Origin of the sequence: Ralstonia sp. NFACC01 (genome assembly GCF_900115545.1) — a bacterium.
Classification (GTDB): Bacteria; Pseudomonadota; Gammaproteobacteria; order Burkholderiales; family Burkholderiaceae; genus Ralstonia; species Ralstonia mojiangensis.
On the sequence record NZ_FOWV01000001.1, the window covers coordinates 657,138 to 680,116 of the forward strand.

Sequence of the window (22,979 nt, forward strand, 5' to 3'; positions counted from 1 at the left end):
GCCGCAGGAGCACACATCATGGAACGTCGCGATTTTCTGAAGGCAGGCGCCATGCTCGGCATGGGTGGCGCAGTACCGGGGATTGTCTTTGCGCAAGGGCAGGACAAGCGCAAGGGCTATGGCAACCTGCTCATCCTCATCGAACTCAAGGGCGGCAACGACGGGCTGAACACCGTGGTGCCGTACACAAGCGCGCAGTACTACGCGCTGCGGCCGCGCATCGCCGTCAAGCGGGAGCAGGTGCTGCAACTGGATGACCGCTACGGGCTGCATCCGTCTTTGCAGGCAATGATGCCGCTGTGGCAGGCGGGTGAATTGTCGGTCGTGCAGGGGTTGTCGTATCCGCAGCCGAATCTCTCGCACTTTCGCTCGATCGAGATCTGGGATACGGCCTCGCGCTCCGACCAATACCTGCGCGAAGGCTGGCTGACGCGTGCATTTGCCGCGAAGCCCGTGCCGCCATCGTTCGGTGCCGATGGCGTAATCATCGGCAGCGCTGATCTTGGCCCCCTCGACGGCGGCGCACGTGCCGTGGCGCTGGCAAATCCCGATGCGTTCCTCAATGAAGCCAAGCTGGCGATGCCTTCGCACGCGATGGGCAATGCGACGCTCGCACACGTGCTGAAAGTCGAGGCAGACATTGTCAAAGCCGCCGACGGTCTGCGTCCAAAGTCCGGCAAGTTTGCTTTCCAGACGCACTTTCCCGACGGCGGGTTCGGCAACTCGATCAAGGCGGCGATGCAGGTGGTGGCAGCGCCGGGCCATGGCGGTGCGGATGTTGCCGTGGTGTGCCTGTCGCTCGGCAGTTTTGATACCCATACCAACCAGCAGGGCACGCAGGCGAACCTGCTGCGGCAGTTGGGCGAAGGCGTCGCTTCGCTCAAGAGCGCATTGACGGAGCTGGGCCGCTGGAATGACACGCTGATCGTCACGTATTCCGAGTTTGGCCGCCGCCCGCGCGAAAACCTGAACAACGGTACGGATCACGGCACGGCCGCCGCGCATTTCGTGGCCGGCGGCCGCGTCAAGGGCGGGCTGGCAGGGCAGGGGCCGGTGCTGGAACGCCTGGACGGCGGCGGCAATCTCGACCCGTCGGTCGATTTCCGCTCGCTTTATGCCACGGTGCTGGAGCGCTGGTGGGGGATGGATTCGCAGCCGGTGCTGGCGGGACGGTTTGCGCCGCTGGATCTCATCAAAGCCTGATCAACCGCGGATCTGCGTCTTCCAGGCCAGCCACAGCTTGCGCAGCGGCGTCAGGTCCGTGCGCTGCGTGAGCACCCGGAAGCCGTCCGCTTCCACTTCGTCAAGCAGGCGCATGGCGAGCACGCCGCGAATCAGCGCCGAGCGCTGGGCGCGGCGATCTTCGGCTGGCAGCGCGGCGAGCGCTTCCTTGTACGTTGCCCGGGCGCGCTCGGCCTGAAAGGTCATCAACGGCTTGAAGCCTTCTGCATATCGGCGGTTGAACAGATCGGCGGCCGGGACGTTGAAGCGCTGCAGCTCATCCACGGGGATGTAGATGCGGTTGTGCCGCACGTCTTCGCCCAGGTTCCGGATGAAGTGGACAAGCTGTTCGGTCAGCGCCATCAGCCGCGCGAATTCAAGCGTGCGCGCATGCGCCTGTCCGGCAATGCGAGCCGTCAGCCGACCTGCCACGCCAGCCACCTGATCGCCGTGGCGGCGCAGATTGGGCCAATCCAGATAGCGGTTCTGCATGGCATCGGCCTCGACGCCGGCCAGCAATTCGCCCAGATGCACGGCGCCGATATCGTAGCGGGCCAGATGCGGCAGCAATGCCTTGGCCGCCGGGTGCTCGGGGCGGCCGTCAAACAGCCGCGCCAGCTCTTGCCGCCACCACTGCAGCTTTGATTGCACGACCGCCGGATCGCTCGCATCGCGCACGGCGTCTTCCAGCTCGCGGCGCACGGCTTCCAGGGCGATGGTCGCGCGGCGGCGTTCGGGCGCCAGAAACAATACGCTGTAGTACACGTCGCTGCCGGGCGGTGCGGCCTTGTCGGCGCAGTAGTCGTCGGGGGTCACGGAAGGGCCGTCGTGTTGAGATTTGAAGCAGGGCGGCCATTCTACAGCGCGTTGCAGCGCAGCATGCCGCAAAGCCTTGCTTGAGCAGGTGCCAAGAAAAGTCAATCAGACGCGGCCGTGTCGTTGACCCTGCGCATTGCCGTGGGTATATTACTGACCGGTCAGTTATTTACTGAGAGCGTGTCATGCCAGCGTTGCGTTTGCCGTACCCGCATTCCGACTCCACCGGTTTCTCCGACACGCGGTCTCGGCCGCGCACGCGTTCATTGCCGATGTTGACATCGGCCGCCTTGTTGATTGGCGCGGCACTGCTGGCCGGCTGCAGCAAGGAGGCGCCCAAGGTGCCCGAAGTGCGCCCTGTGCGCACCATGACGGTCACCAGCGAGCAGGGCGCCGGCACGGCGGAGTTCTCAGGCGACGTGCGCCCACGCATTGAATCGCGCCTGGGCTTCCGCGTGCCGGGCAAAATCGTCGCCCGCCTGGTGGATGTGGGCGCCACCGTCAAGAAAGGCCAGGTGCTCGCGCGGCTCGACCCGACTGATCTGGCCCTCGCCCAGCAATCTTCGCAGGCGCAGTTGTCCGCCGCCAAGACCGACCGCGATCTGGCTGCGGCGGATCTCAAACGCTATTCCGAGCTGTTCGCCAAGGGCTTCATCAGCGCGGCCGAACAGCAGCGCCATCAAGCCAACTATGACGCCGCCCAGGCTCGCTACGAGCAAGCCGGGGCCGGCTATCGCAACCAGGTGAACCAAGCCGGATATGCCACGCTTGAAGCCGACGCCGATGGCGTGGTGACGGGCGTCGATGCCGAAGTCGGGCAGGTGGTGTCGGCCGGTCAGCCGGTCGTGCGCGTGGCTCAGACGGCCGAGAAGGAAGTCGTGGTCGGCATTCCTGAGGACCAGGTCGATACGCTGCGCAAATCGCCCGAGGTAAGCGTCAAGTTGTGGGCCGACCAGTCGCGCAGCATTCCGGCCAAGGTGCGCGAGATTGCACCGGCGGCCGACCCGCTCACGCGCACGTACACCGTGAAGATTTCGGTACCGAATCCGCCGCCTGAACTGAGACTCGGCATGACGGCAGTGGCCACGTTTGTGCGGCCCGGCGGTGGCGCAGACAGCGGCGGCATGGGCGTACGCGTGCCGATCAGCGCGCTGTTGCAGGATCAAGGCAAGAACGTGGTGTGGCTGTACGACGCCGCATCGCAAACGGTAAAGCCCGTGCCGGTGACGGTGGGCGCGCCGCGCGACAACGTGCTGCTGGTGACGAGTGGGCTCCAGCCCGGCCAGACCATCGTGACCGCTGGCGTGCACCTGCTCAAGGCCGGCCAGAAGGTGATGCCGATGGCGCCGGCCGATCAGCCGTCGGCGCAGTCCGCCATCACGCCGCGCCGGTAAGCCGCATCCGGCTCCCGCCCCAACACGCCAACCTTCGCGCGTATGGAACATTCCCGTTTCAACCTGTCACGCTGGGCGCTTGAACATCAACCGCTCACGCGCTTCTTGCTGGTGGCGCTGTTGCTCGGCGGCATCTTTGCGTATTCCAAACTGGGGCAGGATGAAGATCCGCCTTTCACCTTCCGCGCGATGGTCGTGCAGGCTTTCTGGCCCGGCGCCACGGCCGAGCAGATGTCGCGCCAGGTGACCGACAAGATCGAGAAGGCGCTGCAGGAAGTGCCGTACGCCTGGAAGATCCGCAGCTACTCCAAGCCAGGCGAAACGCTCGTGACCTTCCAACTGGCCGACACGTCGCCTGCCAAGGAAACGCAGCAGCTTTGGTACACCGTGCGCAAGAAAGTGGGCGATATCGCGCCCACGTTGCCGCAAGGCGTGCGCGGGCCGTACTTCAATGATGATTTCGGCGACGTGTATGGCTCGATCTATGCGCTGTCCGCCGATGGCTTTACATACCGGCAGCTCAACGACTACGCCGATGCGATTCGCCAGCAATTGCTGCGCGTGCCCAATGTCGCCAAGGTCGAATTGCTGGGCGACCAGGACGAAAAGATCTACATCGAGTTCCAGCAGGCCAAGCTGGCGCAGATGGGGATGGACATCAACAGCATCGCCACGCAGATCAGCCAGCAGAACAACATCGGCCCCAGCGGCGTGCTGGTCACGCCGACCGACAACGTGCAGATCCGCCTGTCGGGCCAGTTCTCGGACATCCGCGATCTGGAGAACCTGACGCTGCGCGGCCCTGGCGGCACGACAAACATCCGCCTGGGCGACATCGCCACGGTCAAGCACGGCTACGTCGACCCGCCGCACGCCAAGATGCGATTCAACGGCAAGGAGGTGATCGGCCTGGGCATCTCGATGACCAAGGGCGGCGACATCATTCAGCTTGGCAAGGACTTGCGCGCGACGGTTGACAAGATCCGCGCGAAGCTGCCGATGGGCATCGAGATGCAGCAGGTGCAGAACCAGCCGAAATCGGTGCAGAGTTCGGTGGGCGAGTTCGTGCATGTGCTGATCGAGGCCGTGGTGATCGTGCTGGGCGTGAGTTTCCTCTCGCTGGGTCTGCACACCAAGCCGAAGCTGCGCATTGACGTGTGGCCGGGCCTGGTGGTGGGCCTGACGATCCCGCTGGTGCTGGCGGTGACGTTCCTGTTCATGAACATCTTCGACATCGGGCTGCACAAGATTTCGCTCGGTGCGCTGATCATCGCCCTGGGTCTGCTGGTGGACGACGCGATCATCGCGGTGGAAATGATGGTGCGCAAGCTGGAAGAGGGCTTCTCCAAGATGGAGGCGGCCACCTTCGCGTACACCTCGACCGCCATGCCGATGCTGACCGGCACGCTGATCACCGCCACGGGGTTCCTTCCGGTGGGACTCGCGCGTTCGACGGTGGGTGAATACACGTTCGGCATCTTTGCCGTGACGGCATTGGCGCTGGTGCTCTCGTGGTTTGCCGCAGTGGTGTTTGTGCCGTATCTCGGCTTCCTGCTGCTGCGGACCAAATCGCATGTGGAAGGCGGTGGCCATCACGAGCTGTTCGACACGCCGTTCTACAACCGCTTCCGCGGCTGGGTGAACTGGTGCGTGGAGTATCGCAAGACGGTGATCGTGATCACGCTGGTGGCATTCGGTCTTGGCGTGTTCGGCTTCAAGTATGTCGAGAAGCAGTTCTTCCCCGATTCCAGCCGCCCCGAGCTGATGGTGGAGCTGTGGTTGCCGGAGGGCTCCAGCTTCAACCAGACCGAAGCCGAAGCGAAACGCTTTGAGGCGCTGATGCGCAAGGAGCAGAACGTTGACAGCGTGACGCTGTTCATCGGCTCCGGCGCGCCGCGGTTCTATCTGCCGCTGGACCAGATTCTTCCGCAGACCAACGTGGCGCAGGCCATCGTGATGCCCACTTCGCTGGAGGCGCGCGAGGGCGTGCGGCAACACGTCATCGGGTTGCTCAAGTCGCAATTCCCCCATCTGCGTGGCCGCGTGAAGCTGCTGCCGAATGGGCCGCCGGTGCCGTATCCGGTGCAGTTCCGCGTGATGGGCCCGGACATTGGCGGCGTGCGCAAGATTGCCGATCAGGTCAAGGCCATCATGAGCGCCAACCCAAATACGGTGGGCGTGAACGACAACTGGAACGAAAACGTCAAGGTGCTGCGCCTGGACATCGACCAGGACAAGGCGCGCGCGCTGGGTGTGTCGACGGGGTCCATCTCGCAGGTCACGCAGACGGTGATGTCCGGTGCGCCCATCGCCCAGTACCGCGACGGCGACAAGCTGCTCGACATCGTGATGCGTCCGCAGGAGGACGAGCGCAACACGCTCGACGCACTGCAGCGCGTGCAAGTCCCGACCAGCAGTGGCCGTACGGTGCCCCTGACGCAAGTGGCGCGAGTTGGCTTCGCGTGGGAGCCCGGCGTGATCTGGCGTGAGAACCGCGACTACGGCATCACCGTGCAATCCGACGTGGTGGACGGCGTGCAAGGCCCGACCGTGACAGCGCAGATCAACCCGCTGCTCGACAAGATTCGCGCCGACTTGCCGCCGGACTATCAGATCAAGATTGCCGGCGCGGAAGAGGAGAGTGCCAACGCGGGTGCGTCCATCGCTGCGCAGATGCCGCTGTGCATCTTCATCATCTTCACGCTGTTGATGCTGCAGCTGCACAGCTTCTCGCGCTCGGTGATGGTGTTCCTGACCGGGCCGCTGGGGCTGATTGGCGCGGCAGCCACGTTGCTGCTGCTGCGTGCGCCGATGGGCTTTGTTGCGCAACTCGGCATTACCGCGCTGATCGGGATGATCATTCGCAACTCGGTCATTCTGGTGGACCAGATCGAGCAGGACGTGGCGGCCGGCGTGCCGACGTGGAATGCCATTGTCGAGGCGGCCGTGCGGCGCTTCCGGCCCATCATCCTGACCGCTGCGGCGGCGGTGCTGGCAATGATTCCGCTGTCGCGCAGCGTGTTCTGGGGGCCGATGGCGGCCGCCATCATGGGTGGCCTGATCATCGCCACGGTGTTGACGCTGCTGTTCCTGCCGGCGCTGTATGCGGCGTGGTTCCGCGTCAAGCGGCCCGAGGCGCAGGCGGCGGCGCCCGCAGCCTGACGTTTGCGTTCTTGGAGCAGGTGCGAGGGAGGGGACTCCAACCCCTCTACCACGCCATGCGGGGTGGGGGATGGAAACCCCCGGCCGACTGCGATATAATCGCGGGCTTCCTTTCCGGCGCCCTAGCTAGGGGCGCCGCGATCCATCCGGCGAGGGTGGCGAAATTGGTAGACGCACCAGGTTTAGGTCCTGACGCCAGCAATGGTGTAGGGGTTCGAGTCCCCTCCCTCGCACCAAAACTCCTTTGAAGATCAACGATTTAGATTTTTAGGTCATTAAAAATCTAACCGTTCTCTTGCCAGATTTACACTCGATTTGCCCCCATCTTTGGGGGCGACCTTGAGCCGTTGCGCGTGCGAGGGCAGCATATCCGGCCCCCTGCGAGCCAAGAAAAAAGGGCGACCAACTCGTCGCCCTTTTTTCTTGGTCATGCGCATCAGCGCCAGCGTCCCGCGCCCACGCGCACGCCAGTTAGCGGGACTTCTTCGCAATATCCTTCGCTGCTTCCTTGACGTCTCCCGCATCCTTGCGCGCTTGGCCGCCAGCCTGCTGAAGGTCGCCCTTCAATTCCCGCGCAGGATTGTTCGTCGCTTTACCCACGGCCTCGTTGACCTTGCCCTTCATTTTCTCGACAGTACCTTTCACTTGGTCCTTGTTCATGATCCGCTCCTTTGAAAATGCGCCCTTGCGCACTGCGGATTGGTAGCAGCTGGCGTGCCCGGCGGCCAGGCGTTACGTGCCCAGTTGCTCGGCGAGCCCGAGAAGTATTCCCTCTGGTCCCCTGATGTAGCACAACCGATAGACGTCGCCATATTGGACGACGTCCCCGACAATGGTGGCGCCGCGTTTCTCGAGCCGGGCGAGCGTACCGTCGATGTCGTCGACGGTGAACATGATCCGCAGATAACCGAGTGCGTTGACAGGCGCGACGCGATGATCGGCGACCACGGGCGGGTTCAGAAAGCGAGAAATCTCCACGCGGCTATGACCGTCCGGCGTGCGCATCATGGCGATCTCAACGCGCATGCCGGGCAATCCCGTGACGCCATCTGCCCAGTCGCCCTCGATCGGGGCGCGTCCCTCAAGTTCGAGGCCGAGTTCGGCGAAGAATTCTATGGCGGCATCGATGTCGGCAACGACAATACCGACGTTGTCCATACGCGTCACGGTCATGCGGGTTCCTCGGCCGCAAGTCTGACTTGCCAGCACTTTGCCAGTGTTTCAGTTCTTGGCGCATGGGCAAGCCAAACCATGGAGGATTCGAGCCCCCGCCGCGCCGCTCACCTCATTCTGAGATTTGTCCAGACAACGGCACTACGCATCCGGCGTTCCGAGCGCCTTATTGATCCTCAGCGCCACCAACGTCCCAACCACGCCTGAGAGCAGATACAGGCTCACCGCACCGAGCCCGAACAGCGACGACAAACCTAGCGCCACGAGCGGCGCGAATGCCGCACCGAACAGCCATCCAAAATCGGTCGTCAGCGCAGCACCGGTGTAGCGGAATCGACTTTCGAAGTTGGACGTCACCACGCCGGCCGCCTGTCCGTACGACAGCCCCAGCAGACCAAAGCCGACCAGAATGAAAATGTCCTGCCCAGCAACACCGCCATCGAGCAGCCACGGCGCGGCCAGGCTGAAGATGCCGATCAGCACGGCCATGGCCGCCAAGGTGGTGCGTCGGCCGAAACGGTCTGCGATCAGGCCGGAGACCAGCGTACCCACAAACGCAATCGCTGCGCCGATGATCTGGACGGTCAGCACGGCAGGCACCGTCTGTGTCTTGCGCAGCGACACCCATGACAGCGGAAACACGGTGACCAGGTGGAATAGCGCGTAGCTTGCCAATGCAGCAAAGGCGCCCAGGAAGATATTGAAACCCTGGGCGTTCACCATCTGCAGAGTGCTGATGGGTTCCAGATCTTCTTCCTCAAGCAGTTGCGTGTATTCGTGCGTGACCACCAACCGCAGCCGCGCAAACAGCGCCACCACGTTGATGGCGAAGGCGACGTAGAAGGGATAGCGCCAGCCCCACTCGATAAATTCCTGAAAGTTCAGGCTGGTGTAGAGGAACAGGAACAGCGCGCCTGCAATGATGAAGCCGGTGGGGGCACCCAGTTGCCCAACCATGGCGTACCAGCCGCGCTTGTTCTCCGGTGCGTTCAGTGCAAGCAGCGATGGCAGGCCGTCCCACGAACCGCCAAAGGCGATGCCCTGCATGAAGCGGAACAGTGCCAGCAGATAGATTGCCGAATGGCCGATCGACGCATACGACGGCAAGAACGCAATGCCCACCGTGGCCGTGCCAAGCAGGAACAGCGATGCCGTCAGCTTGGTGCTGCGCCCCCATCGGCGCTGGATGCGCATGAATAGCGCCGTGCCGAATGGGCGGCCGATAAAGGCGAACGAGAACACCGTGAAGCTGAACAACAGCCCAGCCAGTTCACTCGCAAACGGAAAGTACACGGTAGGGAAAACCAGCACCGAGGCAATGCCATAGACGAAAAAGTCGAAGTACTCCGACGCTCGCCCGATCACGACGCCTATGGCGATCTCTGCCGGTGCAACGTCATGGTGACCTGGTGCCGGAGGTGCAGTGGGCGACGCGCGATGCTGGTGGGTCAGACTTGCCATCGTGGAGTCTCCATCGAGATTTCGGGGGAGGGGGGTGTCGTACGGCGATCTAAAAGTCCGTCATCACAAGACCAGAATAGCGCCTAAACTGCAACGACAAGTCGAAAGATCGTTGGGCCATCCCAGCGCGACGTTAACCAAACGCCACTTCCGAGACCCATGCCACGCTTCAATGCAGTAGTGACACCCCTTGGAATTACGGGAAGGTCGCTTTGGCGAGGTGCAGCAATTGCCTTGTTGGTGACCCTTACAGGTTGTAGCCACGCCGTGCTGTTGTCGCCGGCTGGCGACATGGCGGTACGACAGCGGGACTTGATCATCATTGCGACATGCCTGATGTTGCTGATCATCGTGCCCGTGATCTTTCTCACGCTGCTGTTTGCGTGGCGATATCGGGAAAGCGCTGAAAACGCGAACTACAACCCCGATTGGGACCATTCCACCGTGCTGGAGCTGGCCATCTGGGCCGCGCCGCTGCTGATCATCATCACGCTGGGCGCCATCACCTGGGTCAGCACCCATCAACTGGATCCGTATCGGCCGCTAACGCGGCTGGATCAGAATCGTCCGGTGCCTGCCGAGACCAAGCCACTCACCGTGGAAGTGGTGGCAATGGACTGGAAATGGCTGTTCGTCTATCCCGAGCAGGGCATTGCCACCGTCAACGAGCTGGCCGCCCCGGTCGACCGCCCCATTGCGTTCCGGATCACGGCTACCACGGTCATGAACGCGTTCTTCGTGCCGTCGCTGGCAGGCATGGTCTATGCGATGCCGGGCATGGAAACGAAGCTTCATGCGGTGATCAACCGGCCCGGCGTGTATGACGGGTTCTCTTCCAACTACAGCGGCGCAGGCTTTTCGCACATGCGGTTCAAGTTCCATGGGCTGTCGAACGAAGAGTTCGATCGGTGGGTCCAGCAGGTCAAGTCGTCGGGCACGCCGTTGTCGAAGGACTCTTATCTGAAGCTGGCCAAGCCCAGCGAGAGCGAGCCCGTGCAGCGCTACGCCAGCGTGGCGCCAGACCTTTATGACCGCATCCTGAACCGCTGTGTGGATGGCCAGGCATGCCTGGCAGACACCATGGCGAGCAACCGCAACGTAAGGCGCTTCGACCCGTCGGCTGAAATCTGTACCGCCAGCAATACGGCCGATGCCATGCCGATGTTTGCGCCGGATGCGGCCATCAACGACGGTCGAAGGCTGTTGCGGTAGCCGAGGGCCCTGAGTCGTTCCGGCCCTTTGCGCTTTTCAGCTCTTTCAGTCCCTTTGACGTTTTTCGCCAACATTGATCGGCCAGAATTGGTCAATACAGGCCCAGGTGACATCCATGCCCGAGCGTTCCGAACTCGCCAACATGATCTTTGGCCGCCTGACGTGGGAGGCCATTCCGTATCACGAGCCCATCCTGCTCGCTACCTTTGCGGTCGTCGCGCTTGGCGGCCTTGTGGTGGTTGGAGCGCTGACGTACTTCCGCGTCTGGGGCTACCTCTGGCGTGAATGGTTCACCAGCATCGACCACAAGAAGATCGGCATCATGTACGTCGTGCTGGGCATCGTGATGCTGCTGCGCGGCTTTGCCGATGCCGTCATGATGCGGATCCAGCAGGCGATAGCGTTTGGCGACAACCTTGGCTACCTGCCGCCGCATCACTACGACCAGGTCTTCACCGCGCACGGCGTGATCATGATCTTCTTCGTGGCCATGCCGCTGGTGACGGGGCTGATGAACTTTGTCATGCCGTTGCAGATTGGCGCGCGCGACGTGGCGTTTCCGTTCCTCAACAACTTCAGTTTCTGGATGACCACGGGCGGTGCCGTCCTGGTGATGATGTCGTTGTTCGTGGGCGAATTCGCCCGCACCGGCTGGCTGGCTTATCCGCCGCTGTCGGGCATCCTTGCAAGCCCCGACGTGGGCGTCGATTACTACATATGGGCGTTGCAGATAGCGGGCGTTGGGACCGTGCTATCAGGCATCAACTTGCTGGTCACCATCGTCAAGATGCGTGCGCCCGGCATGACGCTGATGCGCATGCCGATCTTCACGTGGACGGCGCTGTGCACCAACGCGCTGATCGTTGCAGCGTTTCCAGTGCTGACGGCCGCCGTGACGCTGCTCGCATTGGACCGCTATGTCGGCACCCATTTCTTTACGGTCGAGCAGGGCGGCAGCGCGATGATGTATGTGAACCTGATCTGGATCTGGGGCCATCCCGAGGTCTACATCCTGGTGCTGCCTGCATTCGGCATCTTCTCGGAAGTGGTGGCCACGTTCTGCCGAAAGCGTCTGTTCGGCTACGCGTCGATGGTGTACGCAACGGTCGTGATCACCGTGCTGTCTTACCTGGTCTGGCTCCATCACTTCTTCACCATGGGGTCGGGCGCCAGCGTCAACTCGTTCTTCGGGATCACGACGATGATCATCTCGATCCCGACCGGGGCCAAAATCTTCAACTGGCTGTTCACGATGTATCACGGCAAGATCCGCTTCGAGCCGCCGATGCTGTGGACTATCGGGTTCATGGTCACCTTCGTGGTGGGCGGCATGACCGGCGTGTTGCTGGCGGTGCCGCCCGCGGATTTCTCGCTGCACAACAGCCTGTTCCTGATCGCACACTTCCACAACGTGATCATTGGCGGTGTGCTGTTCGGTCTCATGGCAGGCATCACCTACTGGTTCCCCAAGGCATTTGGCTACCGCCTCGTGTCGTCGTGGGGCAAGGCTTCGTTCTGGTTTTGGTTTGTCGGCTTCTATTTCGCGTTCATGCCGCTGTACTGGCTTGGCATGCTTGGCGTGACACGCCGCATGAACCATTTCGACGATGCGTCGTTGCAGATCTGGTTCCAGATCGCCGCCTTTGGCGCGCTGCTGATCGCCATCGGCATCGCCTGCTTCCTGATCCAGCTTGTGATCAGCTTCCGGCGCCGCGAGGAACTGCGCGATACGACCGGCGACCCCTGGAACGGCCGCACGCTGGAGTGGTCGACCTCGTCACCGCCGCCGCAGTACAACTTCGCGTTCACGCCGCTCGTACATGACGCCGATGCCTGGTGGCAGATGAAGCAGTACGGCTACCGGCGTCCGCAGGAGGGCTTCAAGCCCATTCACATGCCGAAGGGCACCGCCGCAGGGATCGTGCTCGCGGGGCTGTCCACGGTGTGCGGCTTTGCGCTGATCTGGCATATCTGGTGGCTGGCCATCCTGTCATTCGGGGCCACGATCGTCTCGGCAATCATTCACACCTTCAACTACAAGCGCGATTACTACATCCCGACGGAAGAGGTGATCCGGACCGAAGCATCGCGCACCCAACTGATGGCAGGCCATGGCTGACACGACCGCACCTCTGCATGTGACCGGCCCTACGGGTACCACCACGGTAGATGACGTACCGCCGGGCGGCTACCAGTTCCACGTCACCGAAGAACCGCATGTGCCAAATGGCACGCTGCTCGGGTTCTGGCTGTACCTGATGAGCGACTGCCTGATATTTGCGTGCCTATTTGCCGCGTATGGCGTGCTGGGCCGCGAGTATGCAGGCGGGCCCACCGGGGCAGAGCTGTTCGAGCTGCCACTGGTGGCGCTCAACACATCGTTCCTTCTGCTGTCGTCCATCACCTACGGCTTTGCGATGTTGCAGATGCAGCAGAACAAGGTCTCCGCCATGCAGATCTGGCTGGCCATCACGTGGGCCTTCGGGGCTGCGTTTCTTGCGGTGGAACTTTACGAATTTGCGCACCTGATACACGAGGGCGCGGGGCCGACGCGCAGCGCGTTCCTGACCTCGTTCTTCTCGCTGGTCGGCACGCACGGGCTGCACGTAACGTTTGGCCTGATCTGGTTGATCGTGCTGATGCTGCAGGTGTCAAAGCACGGGCTGATCACAGCCAACAAGCGCCGGCTGATGTGCCTGTCGATGTTCTGGCACTTTCTGGACGTTGTCTGGATCGGCGTCTTTACCTTCGTCTACCTGATGGGAACGCTGCCATGAGCGCGCAAGATCAAACGATGAACGGACATGGTGATGCCCACGATGGTCATCACCACGAAGAAGAGGTCGGACCGCACGCCACGCTGGGCGGTTACCTGACGGGTTTTGTGCTGTCCGTCTTCCTGACGGCAATTCCGTTCTGGCTGGTGATGGGGAACGTCTTCGACAGATCATCGACCACGGCGGTGGCGATTCTGCTCATCGGCGCGGTGCAGATCGTGCTGCACATGATTTACTTCCTGCACATGAACGCCAAGTCCGAGGGCGGCTGGAACATGCTGTCGCTGATGTTCACGCTGGTGCTTGTGGTCATTACGCTCAGCGGTTCGCTCTGGGTGATGTACCACCTGAACGCGAACATGATGCCGCATATGCGTCCGCCAGCGCAGTCGAGCCCCGTCAGCCTGCCGGCCCGAACACAGTAGGGCCGGTATGCATGCTCCGGAAATCATCGTCACCGACGCGGCGGATGATGAATCGATCCAGGTCATCGGCAAAGGGTTGAACCACTTCAACGATCAACACGTCGGCTATGGCGACCGGCAACCGCTAGCGGTGCTGGTCCGCGATCCGCAGAGCGGCGACGTGGTGGGCGGCGCGAGCGGGCGGACATCGCTGGGGTTGCTGTTTCTCGATCTGTTCCATCTGCCCGAGACGTTGCGCGGCATGGGCATTGGCACCGAGGTGTTGCGCAGGTTTGAAGAAGAGGGCCGCCGCCGCGGCTGCCGCTCGGCGGTGGTCTATACGATCAGCTTTCAGGCACCACAGTTTTACGAACGCAACGGCTGGGTACGGTTTGGAGAGGTCCCTTGCGACCCGCCCGGTACGAGCCGGATCTTCCTCTGCAAGACGCTGTGAGTTAAGCCTTCAAGGCTTCACGTTCTCTTGCGCAGCGGCTTCGAGGTACTCGAGAAAGCGGCTTGCTACCGGCTCTGCATCGCCCGTGCGTCGCAATGACAGCACGGGCGATTCTTTTTTGCCGCCAGCCAGCGGAACAAAGCTGACGCGCGCGTCGCCGGCGTGCTGCAGCGTCTTGGGTACCAGCGCCACGCCCATGCCGAACCCCACCATCGTCACCACCGTTTGCCACAGCCGTGCCTCGTGACGAATCACGGGGCTGAAGCCAGCATCTACGCACAGCGCGATGATCAGGTCGTGATAGTGCGGCGACACGGTGCGTGGAAAGAGGATGAACGGCTCTTGCGCAAGCGAGTCCAGCCCCACGCTCTTGCGACGCGCCAGCGCGTGGCCAGCGGGCAAGCAGGCGACGAAAGGTTCCGAGAAGATCGGCGTGGAAACGACTTCGGCGGGAAACGTGCCCCAGTACGCGCAACCCAGGTCGATCTGCTGGCGCTGGATCGCCTGGACCTGCTCGCCGGTGTTCATCTCGCGCAGGATGATCTCCACGGCGGGGTGATCGGCCTCGAAGCGCTCCACCGCGCGTGGCAGGCCGCGATACAGCATCGAATTGACAAAGCCGACACGAAGCCGCCCCGCCAGCCCGTGCGCGGAGCGCTGCGTGATGCGCTCGACTTCCGCCGCTTGCTGCAACAGCTTGCGGGCCTCGTCCAATAGCACTTGGCCGGCGTTGGTTAGCGCCACGCTCTTGTTGGTGCGCGCGAGCAATTGCACGCCCAGTTGATCCTCGAACTTGCGGATGTCGAAACTCAGCGCCGGTTGCGAGATGAACAGCCGTTGCGCCGCACGCCCGAAGTGCAGTTCTTCCGCCACGGCAACGAAGTAGCGCAGCTGTTTCAGGTCCATGGCGGCCTAGTTGAACGATAAGAGATATTTATCGTACCGGATAAAACCTGTATTGGACGATTATCGATGGCGTTTCTATGCTGGCCGGACAAAACAGGAGACAGCGAGGCCCCCGCATGAACGACATCGCCCGCGAGCCGCTTATGATTCATCCCAGCGGCCATCAAAATATCCCCGACAGCCGGGGCATCAATTTCTTTCACGTCGATCCGGACCTCGGGCGTCTCTTGCGCCTGTATCTGGGCGACGCCCGATACCGCGAGCTGGAGCCCCAGCTTAACTCGCTCGGCCAGCGCGCTTCGGACGAACTTGACGCCTGGGCCATCAGCGCGGATCACAACCCGCCGCAGCTACGCCACCGCACCCGCCGCGGCGAAGCCTTGCAAAGCATCGACAAGCACCCCGATTACATTGCGCTCGAACGCGTGGCCTATGCCGAGCTTGGTCTCGCATCGATGAGCCATGCCGGCGACGCACCGCCGCCGCTGGTCAAATACGCGCTCACATATCTGTTCGTGCAGGCCGAGTTCGGCCTGTGCTGCCCCGTCAGCATGACGGATTCGCTCACGCGCACATTGCGCAAGTTCGGCGATCCGGCGTTGGTGGCGCGTTATCTGCCGATGCTGACTTCGCGCGACTTTGATGTGCTGTACCAGGGCGCGATGTTCATGACTGAACAGGCGGCCGGTTCGGACGTCGCACGCATCGCCACGCGTGCCGCCTTGGAAACCGCGCCCGACGGCACGCAAACGTGGCGCCTGTACGGCGACAAATGGTTCTGCTCGAACGCCGATGCCGATCTCGCCATGGTGCTCGCCAGACCCGACGGTGCGCCATCCGGCATCAACGGCTTGGCGCTGTTCCTGTTGCCCAAGACGCTGCGCGATGGCTCGCGCAACCACTACCGCATCGTCCGCCTGAAAGACAAGCTAGGCACCCGCTCGATGGCCAGCGGCGAGATCGTGCTTGAGGGCGCCACCGCATACCTGATCGGCGAGATCGGCCGAGGCTTCCACCAGATGGCCGACATGATCAACATGTCGCGCCTGTCGAACGGCGTGCGCGCTGCGGGACTGATGCGCCGCGCCACCACCGAAGCGTTGCACATTGCGCGCAACCGCGAAGCCTTTGGCCGCAAGCTGATCGACATGCCGTTGATGCAGCGCCAGCTTTTGAAGATGCTGCTGCCGACGGAGCAGGCGCGGTCGATGTTCATGCAGATCGCGCAACTGCTGCCGCTGGCCGATGCAGGCGAGGCGCAAGCCGCCAAATGTGTGCGCATCCTGACGCCGCTCATCAAGTTCCGCGCGTGCCGCGATGCGCGCCGCGTAACCGGAGACGCGATGGAAGTGCGCGGCGGCACCGGCTACATCGAAGAGTGGAGCGATGCGCGCCTCGTGCGTGACGCCCATCTGGGCTCTATCTGGGAAGGTACAAGCAACATCGTCGCGCTTGACATTGCACGCGCTGTGAGGCGCGAAGGCGCGTTGGAGCCGTTGCGCGCTTATCTCATCGGCATGCTCGATGGCGTCACGCTGCCGCCGCAAAGCGATGAGTTGCTGCGCGCTATGCTCGACCGCGTATGCCGCGCAATCGCCAAGGTGGCTGAAGACGGCAGCGACGAACTGGTGCGTCAGGCCGGCTCTGCGCTGTATCACATCACTACGGCTATCTTCATGGCGGTGGAAGGCGTGCGTCTGGCGCCGGACCATCGCCGGCTGGCGCTTGCGCATCTGGTGCTGCGTCATAAACTGCTGCCGGTCGATCCGCTGGCCTTGCCCGAGAACGATGACGCATTGCTGCTCGATGCGCTCGTCAAGCAGCGCGAGGTGTCATTTGCGCTCGCCGTGCGGGCCTTGCCGACAGGAGACGCGCAATGAGCGCAATCCACGGCGCACTGCACGGCCTGAAGGTCATCGACCTGAGCCGCGTGCTCGGTGGCCCATATTGCACGCAGGCACTCGCCGATCACGGCGCGCAGGTTATCAAGCTCGAACCACCTGTTGGCGACGAGACGCGCACCTGGGGCCCGCCCTTCGACGAAAGCGATACCGCCTGGTACTTCAACGGCGTCAACCGCAACAAGCTCGGTATCTCGGTCGACCTGTCGAACGAAGAGGGCCGCGCCGTGCTCTGGCAATTGCTGGAGGACGCCGACGTGCTGGTCGAGAACTTCAAGCCTGGCACGCTCGCCCGCTGGGGTATGGATTTCGAGCGCGACCTGCAACCGCGCTTTCCGCGCTTGATCCACTGCGCCGTTTCCGGCTTCGGCCCTGACGGCCCGCTCGGTGGGCTACCCGGCTACGACGCCGCCATCCAGGCCATGGCCGGCCTGATGAGCGTCAACGGCGAACGCGACGGCGGCCCCATGCGCGTCGGCTTGCCGATCGTCGACATGGTGACGGGGCTCAACGCGCTCGCCGGCATCCTGCTTGCGCTGGCCGAGCGCGAGAAGAGCGGGCGCGGGCAATCGATCGACATCGCGTTGTATGACTGCGGCGTATCGCTGCTGCATCCTCATCTGCCGAACTACTTCGGCTCGGGCAAGGTACCCCAGCGCAGCGGCAATGCGCACCCGAACATCGCGCCGTACGACAGCTACCAGACTGGCACCGAGCCGATCTTTCTGGCGGTGGGTAACGATCGCCAGTTCGCCAAGCTGTGCGCGCATATCGGCGCGGCGGAACTGGCGCAAGACGCGCGCTTTGCCGACAACCGTAGCCGCTGCGCGCATCGGGCGGAGCTGAAGCACGCGCTGGAAGCACAACTGGCGGGCTTCGACTGCGAGACGCTTGCGCAAGACCTGGTCCATGGCGGCGTACCGTGCGGGCCCGTGTTGAGTGTCGATGTGGTCGCGCGCCATCCGCATACGCTGCACCGGCAGATGGTGGTCGAGTTGGGGACGTACCGTGGGATTGGATCACCCATCAAGCTGTCGCGCACGCCGGCAACGTATCGCAGCGCTCCGCCCGCACTCGGTGCTGATACCGATGCCGTGCTCGCGTCGCTGGGCATTGACGCAGACACCCGTCAGCGCTTGTTTCAGGCTGGTGTTCTGAAATGAAATAAAGCAGGTTCACCACAACAAGGCAGTCAGCCCAGCAGAGGCTGCGCCAAACCGGCAGTACCACCAAGGAGACAAACATGCTTCACCAGCCTGCGCCCCAGACCGACGCGGCCGCAAACCTGCAACCGCGCCGCGCTGCGGTGGCCGCGTTTATCGGCACCACCATCGAGTGGTACGACTTCTACATCTACGGCCTTGCTGCCGCACTTGTCTTCGGCAAGGTGTTCTTCTCCAAGACGCTGGACCCGGGCATCGCCACACTGCTGTCGTTCGTCACGCTGTGGGCAGGCTTTGCGGCACGGCCCATCGGCGGGATCATCTTTGGCCATCTGGGCGACAAGATTGGCCGCAAGACCACACTCATCATCACGCTCATCCTGATGGGCTTGGCGACGATGGGAATCGGCCTGCTCCCGGGCTATGCGCAGATTGGCATGTGGGCGCCGGTGGGCTTGGTGGTGCTGCGCGTGATCCAGGGCGTGGCGGTGGGCGGTGAGTGGGGCGGCGCGGTGCTGATCGCCAGCGAGAGCGCACCCAAGCGCAAGAGCATTCTGTACTCGGCGTTTGCCCAGCAGGGTTCGCCCACGGGCAACCTGCTGGCGACGCTGGTGTTCTTTGCCCTGAGCGCGTTGCCGACACCGCAGTTCATGCTGTGGGGCTGGCGCGTGCCGTTCCTACTGTCGGCGCTGCTGGTGATTGTCGGCATGGTCATCCGCCTGAAGCTGGAAGAGTCGGATGACATGAAGCGCGTGCTGGCGCAGAAGAAGACCGTCAAATTGCCGCTCAAAGACGTGGTGCGTGACCACTGGGGCCTCGTGCTGCTGAGTGCAGGCACGCTGCCGCTCATTCACGTGACGTACCTGAAGAGCAATTTCGCGCTCGCATGGGCGACGAAGGAACTCGGCTACGCGCAGGACACTTTCCTCGGCATCATCGCGATTGCGTTGGTGGTCCAGTTCATCACGCAGCCAATCGGTGCATGGCTGGTTTCGCGCATGGACATGCGTCGAGCCATCTGCCTGATGGTGCTGCCTGAGTTCCTGCTCATGCCAGTGATGTTCTTTGCCATCGAGACCAAGCTGTATTGGATTGCGCTGCTCGGCATGTGCCTGGCAACGATTCCGCATTCAATGTTCTACGGTGCTATCGGCGGCATTCTGGCGCGCGTGTTCCCGACGCGCATCCGCTATACAGGCCTGTCGCTGGCGTATCAACTGTGTTCGCTCGTGGTGGGTGGCGGCACGCCCGTGTTCGCGCAGTGGATGCTCAACAGCAGCGGCAATATCGTGGGCGTGGCGGTGTCGTCGGCGCTGTATGCGCTGGTGTCGCTGGCGTGCACGCTGGTGCTGCTCAACCGCACGGGCTATCGCGCAGACGAGTTGTCCACCGCCGAACGCGCAGATGCGATGGACCTGGGGCAGGGTGATGCCGATGTCTCTCGGCGGCTCGCGGGCCCTGGGGCCAAGCCGGTCGCTGCTGTCTGAGTTGCGGTGGGCACCGTGTCCTACACGAAATGTGCGGTGGCGCACCTGCCGCGCGTTCCCTACGATGGCAAGGCGAGCCATACGAAACGGGGAAGCGTGCCATGTCCATCTTTGACGAGAACGAGCATCGCGAGGCCTTCTGGGAAACCGTGCGCCAGGCGATTGAGGCGCGCCACCAAGCCGATGAAGCCCGTCGCGCCGGGCGGTTGACTGGGCTGGCAATCGGCCTGTCGGTGGCTGCGCTGGCGGTTGCGCTTATGGCTTGGAGGCGCCGGTCCCCGGAGGATGTGGTCTAGCGTCACGTAGCAGCCTCCCGCCGATTCTGAGCACTGCCTTTCGAATTCCCGTTTGCGAAGAGGGTTTTGCGCCCATAAAATGAGAATGATTCTCATTTGTATGGACGCGATGCGTGCGTGTTCTGCGTGCGTCCGGTTAATTTCCGGGAGCCCGCATGCCTGCCGTTCAGCCAGAGCCGCTGTACGACACCAATACGTCCATCGACGCGCTCTATATGCAGCACTGCGATTGGCTTTTTGCGTGGCTGCGCAAAAAGCTCGCGTGCGCGGAAGAAGCGGCGGACGTAATGCACGACACCTTCATGCGTGTGCTGGCTGCGCCCGACAAGCTGAACGAAGTACGCGAGCCGCGCGCGTATCTGACGACTACCGCCAAGCATTTGATGATCGACCGGGCGCGCCATCGACGCGTCGAATGCGCATGCCTGGACGAATTGACATTGAGGTCTGCGCAGTTCGAGCATGCACCGTCGCCAGAGCAACGCCTGGCGCAGGCGCAGGCGTTGCAGCACACAAGCGCGATGCTGGAAACGCTGTCGCCCAGTGCGCGCGAGGCGGTGCGGTTGCGCTACATCGAAGGGGAGTCCCATGCGTGCATTGCCGAACAGCTTGGCAAGTCAACGCGCATGGTGCGTAAGTATCTTGTGCAGGCCGTGGAGCGTTGTGCGACATGTGCGATGACCTGATCGAAAGAAATTTCTCAAGCCAGTTCCGCTTTCGCAGTGTGGATCGTCGATAGGTGTGGAGACCACACGCATCTTCCAACACACCATGCCAAAGCAAACGAACACAACAACGGTTTTTCCATCCGACACGATTTGCCATACGAGGCTGGGCCCGATAGCGCTTGCTGCACGGCTGAGTTGCGCAGTGCTGCTGGCGGGGGTTCTGCCACCGCAAGTGATGGCGCAGCGTACCACCGGCGAAATCAGTGCCACGCTGCCCGCGACCACAGCAGTGGGGCGAGGCGAGACGGCGCAAAGTCCCGGCAAAGGCTTCGTTGCCAGGCAGAGCGCGGCGGGCACGAAGACCGATACGCCGATCATCGAAACGCCGCAATCGATTTCGGTGGTGACGCAGCAGCAACTGGACGACCAGAAGCCGCGCGGCATTTCAGAGGCGCTCAATTACACGTCTGGCGCATTCACCGCACTGGTGGGCGCATCCAACCGCTACGACTACGTTGCGCTGCGCGGCTTTAGCGACAGCAGTGTCGACAACACCTTGCTCGATGGCCTGCGCCTGATGAGTGACCAGGGCAGTTACAGCTCGTTCCAGGTCGATCCGTATTTCCTCCAGCGCATTGACGTGCTTAAGGGGCCGGGTTCGATCCTGTACGGTCGTGCGTCGCCGGGTGGCGTGGTGGCGCTGACGAGCAAGAAGCCGCTCTTCCAGCCGTACCACGAGGTGGAGCTCACGGTGGGCAATCGCAACCGTTTGGAAGGGGCGTTCGATATCTCAGGACCTATCGACCAGAACGGCGTGATGGCATTCCGCGTGACCGGCCTGGCGCGCGGCATGGACACGCAGTTCGACCACGTGCGCGAGCAGCGTTTTGCGATTGCGCCGTCGCTGGCGATCAACTTCACGCCTGATACGCATCTGCTGCTGCAAGCGTATTTGCAGCACGATCCGGAGGGCGGCTATCACAGCGGTGTGCCGGCCGAAGGCAGCCTCTTCCCGCGCAACGGCCGCTACATCTCCCGCTACTTTTTCGATGGCGATCCAACCGTCGAAAAATATCGTCGTACTGAGCGCATGGTCGGCTATCAGTTTGAGCATGCGTTCAATGACCAACTGACTGTGCGCCAGAACTTCCGCTACGTGTTCGGCGATACGCGCCTGCGCCAGATTTACGGCTTCGGCTGGGCCAGTGCGGACGAACTGACGCGCTACTATTCGGGCGCCAAGGAAGCCACGCACGCATACACGGTTGATAACCAGTTGGAGGGCAAGTTCGCCACGGGCGCGATGAAACACACGATGCTGTTCGGCCTCGATTATCAGAAGCGTCACGTCGATGGCTTCTGGGAATCCGGCAGCGCCGACCCGATCAATGCCTTCAATCCGGTGTATGGCAGCCCCGGCGTGACCGGCGTGACGGCTTCGCCCATCGACCGTTGGCTTGAGCAGACTGGCCTGTACTTGCAGGATCAGATTGCAATCGACCGCTGGCGCTTCACGCTCGGCGTGCGCGAGGACCACGCCAAGGCGTCCAATCTGTACGGTACTGGCACGCCGTCGGAATGGAGCGGCTCGAAGTTCACCAAACGTGCGGGCGTGGTCTATCTGTTTGACAACGGTATCGCACCGTATTTCAGCTACTCGGATGGTTTCAACCCGAGCCTGCGCGCAGACCAGCGGGGCAATCTGCTGCAACCGGCCACCGCCCAGCAGTTCGAGACAGGCGTGCGTTATCAGCCGAAGGGCTCAAGCACGCTGCTGGCAGCGTCTGTGTTCAACCTTGACCAGGAGAACGTGGCGACCAAGCCGGTGGGACAGATCTACTACGTGCCCAGCGGCAAGATCCGCACGCGCGGCGTCGAACTGGAAGCGCGCACGCAGGTGACGGACACCGTGTCGGTGCTGGCCAACTACACCTTCACCAACATGAAGTTCATCGAGTCGGCTGAGGGCTTCGTAGGCAACACGCCGTATCAGGTGCCGCGCCATATGGCGTCGGCCTGGGTGGACTGGCGCTTCATGCCGGGCTACACCGCCGGCATGGGCTTGCGCTACGTCGGCACAAGCTGGGGCGACAACGCCAACAGCTTCAAGGTGCCGCCGTATACGCTGGTGGACCTGATGTTGCGCATTGACCTTGCACGTTGGGATCCGTCGCTCAAGGGTGCCAAGCTGCAATTGTCTGCCAAGAATCTCTTTAATAAGAATTACGTGGCATCCTGCTTGAGCAATGCCTATTGTTATTGGGGTGATGCGCGCAATGTGATGGCCACTATTTCTTATCAATGGTAATTACCTTTTCTTCACACAAGCATTCCGTTTTCTGTGTAGTATTGTGACTTAGCTTGTTGTCCGGCGATTGCTTGCATTGCATCGCCGGGCATTTCGAATATGTTCCCGATATCGCGCTTGCGATATTCATGATCATTCAGCGGCCGGCACGCATCGGCTGTGATCAAACCCCCACC

19 protein-coding genes and 1 tRNA gene are annotated in these 22,979 nt (G+C 62.4%); 15 read left to right on the plus strand and 5 right to left on the minus strand.

All coding sequences use genetic code 11. The features are described 5' to 3' along the window. The first annotated feature begins 18 nt into the window (after window positions 1-18). Window positions 19-1,203 (plus strand): DUF1501 domain-containing protein, encoded by a 1,185-nt coding sequence (locus BM136_RS03190; RefSeq protein ID WP_092970198.1) that lies wholly within the window; start codon window positions 19-21, stop codon window positions 1,201-1,203. On the opposite strand, the gene hpnD is transcribed toward BM136_RS03190, so the two are convergent. Then, window positions 1,204-2,037, minus strand: coding sequence for a presqualene diphosphate synthase HpnD (gene hpnD, locus BM136_RS03195; protein ID WP_092970733.1), 834 nt, complete (start codon window positions 2,035-2,037; stop codon window positions 1,204-1,206). Window positions 2,038-2,222: 185 nt separating this feature from the next. Here hpnD and BM136_RS03200 point away from each other — a divergent pair, with 185 nt between their 5' ends. From BM136_RS03200 to BM136_RS03210, 3 genes are all read left to right on the plus strand, one after another. Beyond that, window positions 2,223-3,431, plus strand: coding sequence for an efflux RND transporter periplasmic adaptor subunit (locus BM136_RS03200; protein WP_092970200.1), 1,209 nt, complete (start codon window positions 2,223-2,225; stop codon window positions 3,429-3,431). A 42-nt stretch (window positions 3,432-3,473) separates the two neighbouring features. Further along, window positions 3,474-6,593, plus strand: a complete 3,120-nt coding sequence (locus tag BM136_RS03205) for an efflux RND transporter permease subunit (RefSeq protein ID WP_092970202.1) — start codon at window positions 3,474-3,476, stop codon at window positions 6,591-6,593. 149 nt (window positions 6,594-6,742) lie between these two features. After that, window positions 6,743-6,829: transfer RNA gene (locus BM136_RS03210), tRNA-Leu, on the plus strand. Window positions 6,830-7,064: 235 nt separating this feature from the next. Here the strand turns inward: BM136_RS03210 and BM136_RS03215 are convergent. The 3 genes from BM136_RS03215 to BM136_RS03225 form a co-directional block, all read right to left on the minus strand. Then, entirely contained in the window at window positions 7,065-7,253 is a 189-nt protein-coding gene (locus BM136_RS03215; RefSeq protein WP_027681365.1) for a CsbD family protein, read from the minus strand. 72 nt (window positions 7,254-7,325) lie between these two features. Then, window positions 7,326-7,766 (minus strand): VOC family protein, encoded by a 441-nt coding sequence (locus tag BM136_RS03220; protein ID WP_092970204.1) that lies wholly within the window; start codon window positions 7,764-7,766, stop codon window positions 7,326-7,328. Between the two features lie 141 nt (window positions 7,767-7,907). After that, on the minus strand, window positions 7,908-9,227 hold the full coding sequence (locus BM136_RS03225; RefSeq protein WP_092970206.1) for an MFS transporter: 1,320 nt from the start codon (window positions 9,225-9,227) through the stop codon (window positions 7,908-7,910). A 159-nt stretch (window positions 9,228-9,386) separates the two neighbouring features. Between BM136_RS03225 and cyoA the strand changes: the two genes are divergently transcribed. The 5 genes from cyoA to BM136_RS03250 all read left to right on the plus strand — a co-directional run bounded on the left by cyoA (window position 9,387) and on the right by BM136_RS03250 (window position 14,074). After that, a complete protein-coding gene (cyoA, locus tag BM136_RS03230; RefSeq protein WP_092970208.1) occupies window positions 9,387-10,439 on the plus strand; it encodes a ubiquinol oxidase subunit II in 1,053 nt (350 codons plus the stop codon). Between the two features lie 115 nt (window positions 10,440-10,554). Continuing rightward, entirely contained in the window at window positions 10,555-12,558 is a 2,004-nt protein-coding gene (gene cyoB, locus BM136_RS03235; RefSeq protein WP_092970210.1) for a cytochrome o ubiquinol oxidase subunit I, read from the plus strand. After that, window positions 12,551-13,216: a cytochrome o ubiquinol oxidase subunit III gene (gene cyoC / locus BM136_RS03240; protein ID WP_092970212.1), complete on the plus strand. Its 666-nt coding sequence runs from the start codon at window positions 12,551-12,553 to the stop codon at window positions 13,214-13,216. The genes cyoB and cyoC overlap by 8 nt, the downstream gene beginning before the upstream one ends. Further along, window positions 13,213-13,641, plus strand: a complete 429-nt coding sequence (gene cyoD / locus BM136_RS03245) for a cytochrome o ubiquinol oxidase subunit IV (protein WP_092970214.1) — start codon at window positions 13,213-13,215, stop codon at window positions 13,639-13,641. Before cyoC ends, cyoD begins: the two co-directional genes overlap by 4 nt. Before the next feature lie 7 nt (window positions 13,642-13,648). Next, window positions 13,649-14,074, plus strand: a complete 426-nt coding sequence (locus BM136_RS03250; protein WP_092970216.1) for a GNAT family N-acetyltransferase — start codon at window positions 13,649-13,651, stop codon at window positions 14,072-14,074. A 9-nt stretch (window positions 14,075-14,083) separates the two neighbouring features. Here BM136_RS03250 and BM136_RS03255 read toward each other — a convergent pair whose 3' ends face one another. Continuing rightward, on the minus strand, window positions 14,084-14,980 hold the full coding sequence (locus BM136_RS03255; RefSeq protein ID WP_092970218.1) for a LysR family transcriptional regulator: 897 nt from the start codon (window positions 14,978-14,980) through the stop codon (window positions 14,084-14,086). 116 nt (window positions 14,981-15,096) lie between these two features. On the opposite strand from BM136_RS03255, the gene BM136_RS03260 reads away from it, so the two are divergent. From BM136_RS03260 to BM136_RS03285, 6 genes are all read left to right on the plus strand, one after another. After that, window positions 15,097-16,860 carry an acyl-CoA dehydrogenase family protein gene (locus tag BM136_RS03260; protein ID WP_092970220.1) on the plus strand — a complete coding sequence of 588 codons (1,764 nt, stop codon included), beginning with the start codon at window positions 15,097-15,099 and terminating at the stop codon, window positions 16,858-16,860. After that, window positions 16,857-18,044 (plus strand): CaiB/BaiF CoA transferase family protein, encoded by a 1,188-nt coding sequence (locus tag BM136_RS03265; protein ID WP_092970222.1) that lies wholly within the window; start codon window positions 16,857-16,859, stop codon window positions 18,042-18,044. Before BM136_RS03260 ends, BM136_RS03265 begins: the two co-directional genes overlap by 4 nt. Before the next feature lie 80 nt (window positions 18,045-18,124). Then, entirely contained in the window at window positions 18,125-19,531 is a 1,407-nt protein-coding gene (locus tag BM136_RS03270) for an MFS transporter (RefSeq protein WP_092970224.1), read from the plus strand. 101 nt (window positions 19,532-19,632) lie between these two features. After that, a complete protein-coding gene (locus BM136_RS03275) occupies window positions 19,633-19,827 on the plus strand; it encodes a hypothetical protein (protein ID WP_092970226.1) in 195 nt (64 codons plus the stop codon). A gap of 155 nt (window positions 19,828-19,982) precedes the next feature. Continuing rightward, a complete protein-coding gene (locus BM136_RS03280; RefSeq protein ID WP_092970228.1) occupies window positions 19,983-20,513 on the plus strand; it encodes a sigma-70 family RNA polymerase sigma factor in 531 nt (176 codons plus the stop codon). Window positions 20,514-20,730: 217 nt separating this feature from the next. Further along, on the plus strand, window positions 20,731-22,803 hold the full coding sequence (locus tag BM136_RS03285) for a TonB-dependent siderophore receptor (protein ID WP_254775602.1): 2,073 nt from the start codon (window positions 20,731-20,733) through the stop codon (window positions 22,801-22,803). Window positions 22,804-22,979: the final 176 nt, after the last annotated feature.

What these genes read in the sequence shown, in the direction of transcription:
- BM136_RS03190 (WP_092970198.1), top strand. Translation starts at nt 19, where the DNA reads ATGGAACGTCGCGATTTTCTGAAGGCAGGCGCCATGCTCGGCATGGGT.
- BM136_RS03200 (WP_092970200.1), top strand. Translation starts at nt 2,223, where the DNA reads ATGCCAGCGTTGCGTTTGCCGTACCCGCATTCCGACTCCACCGGTTTC.
- BM136_RS03205 (WP_092970202.1), top strand. Translation starts at nt 3,474, where the DNA reads ATGGAACATTCCCGTTTCAACCTGTCACGCTGGGCGCTTGAACATCAA.
- BM136_RS03215 (WP_027681365.1), bottom strand. Translation starts at nt 7,253, where the DNA reads ATGAACAAGGACCAAGTGAAAGGTACTGTCGAGAAAATGAAGGGCAAG.
- BM136_RS03220 (WP_092970204.1), bottom strand. Translation starts at nt 7,766, where the DNA reads ATGACCGTGACGCGTATGGACAACGTCGGTATTGTCGTTGCCGACATC.
- BM136_RS03225 (WP_092970206.1), bottom strand. Translation starts at nt 9,227, where the DNA reads ATGGCAAGTCTGACCCACCAGCATCGCGCGTCGCCCACTGCACCTCCG.
- cyoA (WP_092970208.1), top strand. Translation starts at nt 9,387, where the DNA reads ATGCCACGCTTCAATGCAGTAGTGACACCCCTTGGAATTACGGGAAGG.
- cyoB (WP_092970210.1), top strand. Translation starts at nt 10,555, where the DNA reads ATGCCCGAGCGTTCCGAACTCGCCAACATGATCTTTGGCCGCCTGACG.
- cyoC (WP_092970212.1), top strand. Translation starts at nt 12,551, where the DNA reads ATGGCTGACACGACCGCACCTCTGCATGTGACCGGCCCTACGGGTACC.
- cyoD (WP_092970214.1), top strand. Translation starts at nt 13,213, where the DNA reads ATGAGCGCGCAAGATCAAACGATGAACGGACATGGTGATGCCCACGAT.
- BM136_RS03250 (WP_092970216.1), top strand. Translation starts at nt 13,649, where the DNA reads ATGCATGCTCCGGAAATCATCGTCACCGACGCGGCGGATGATGAATCG.
- BM136_RS03255 (WP_092970218.1), bottom strand. Translation starts at nt 14,980, where the DNA reads ATGGACCTGAAACAGCTGCGCTACTTCGTTGCCGTGGCGGAAGAACTG.
- BM136_RS03260 (WP_092970220.1), top strand. Translation starts at nt 15,097, where the DNA reads ATGAACGACATCGCCCGCGAGCCGCTTATGATTCATCCCAGCGGCCAT.
- BM136_RS03265 (WP_092970222.1), top strand. Translation starts at nt 16,857, where the DNA reads ATGAGCGCAATCCACGGCGCACTGCACGGCCTGAAGGTCATCGACCTG.
- BM136_RS03270 (WP_092970224.1), top strand. Translation starts at nt 18,125, where the DNA reads ATGCTTCACCAGCCTGCGCCCCAGACCGACGCGGCCGCAAACCTGCAA.
- BM136_RS03275 (WP_092970226.1), top strand. Translation starts at nt 19,633, where the DNA reads ATGTCCATCTTTGACGAGAACGAGCATCGCGAGGCCTTCTGGGAAACC.
- BM136_RS03280 (WP_092970228.1), top strand. Translation starts at nt 19,983, where the DNA reads ATGCCTGCCGTTCAGCCAGAGCCGCTGTACGACACCAATACGTCCATC.
- BM136_RS03285 (WP_254775602.1), top strand. Translation starts at nt 20,731, where the DNA reads ATGGCGCAGCGTACCACCGGCGAAATCAGTGCCACGCTGCCCGCGACC.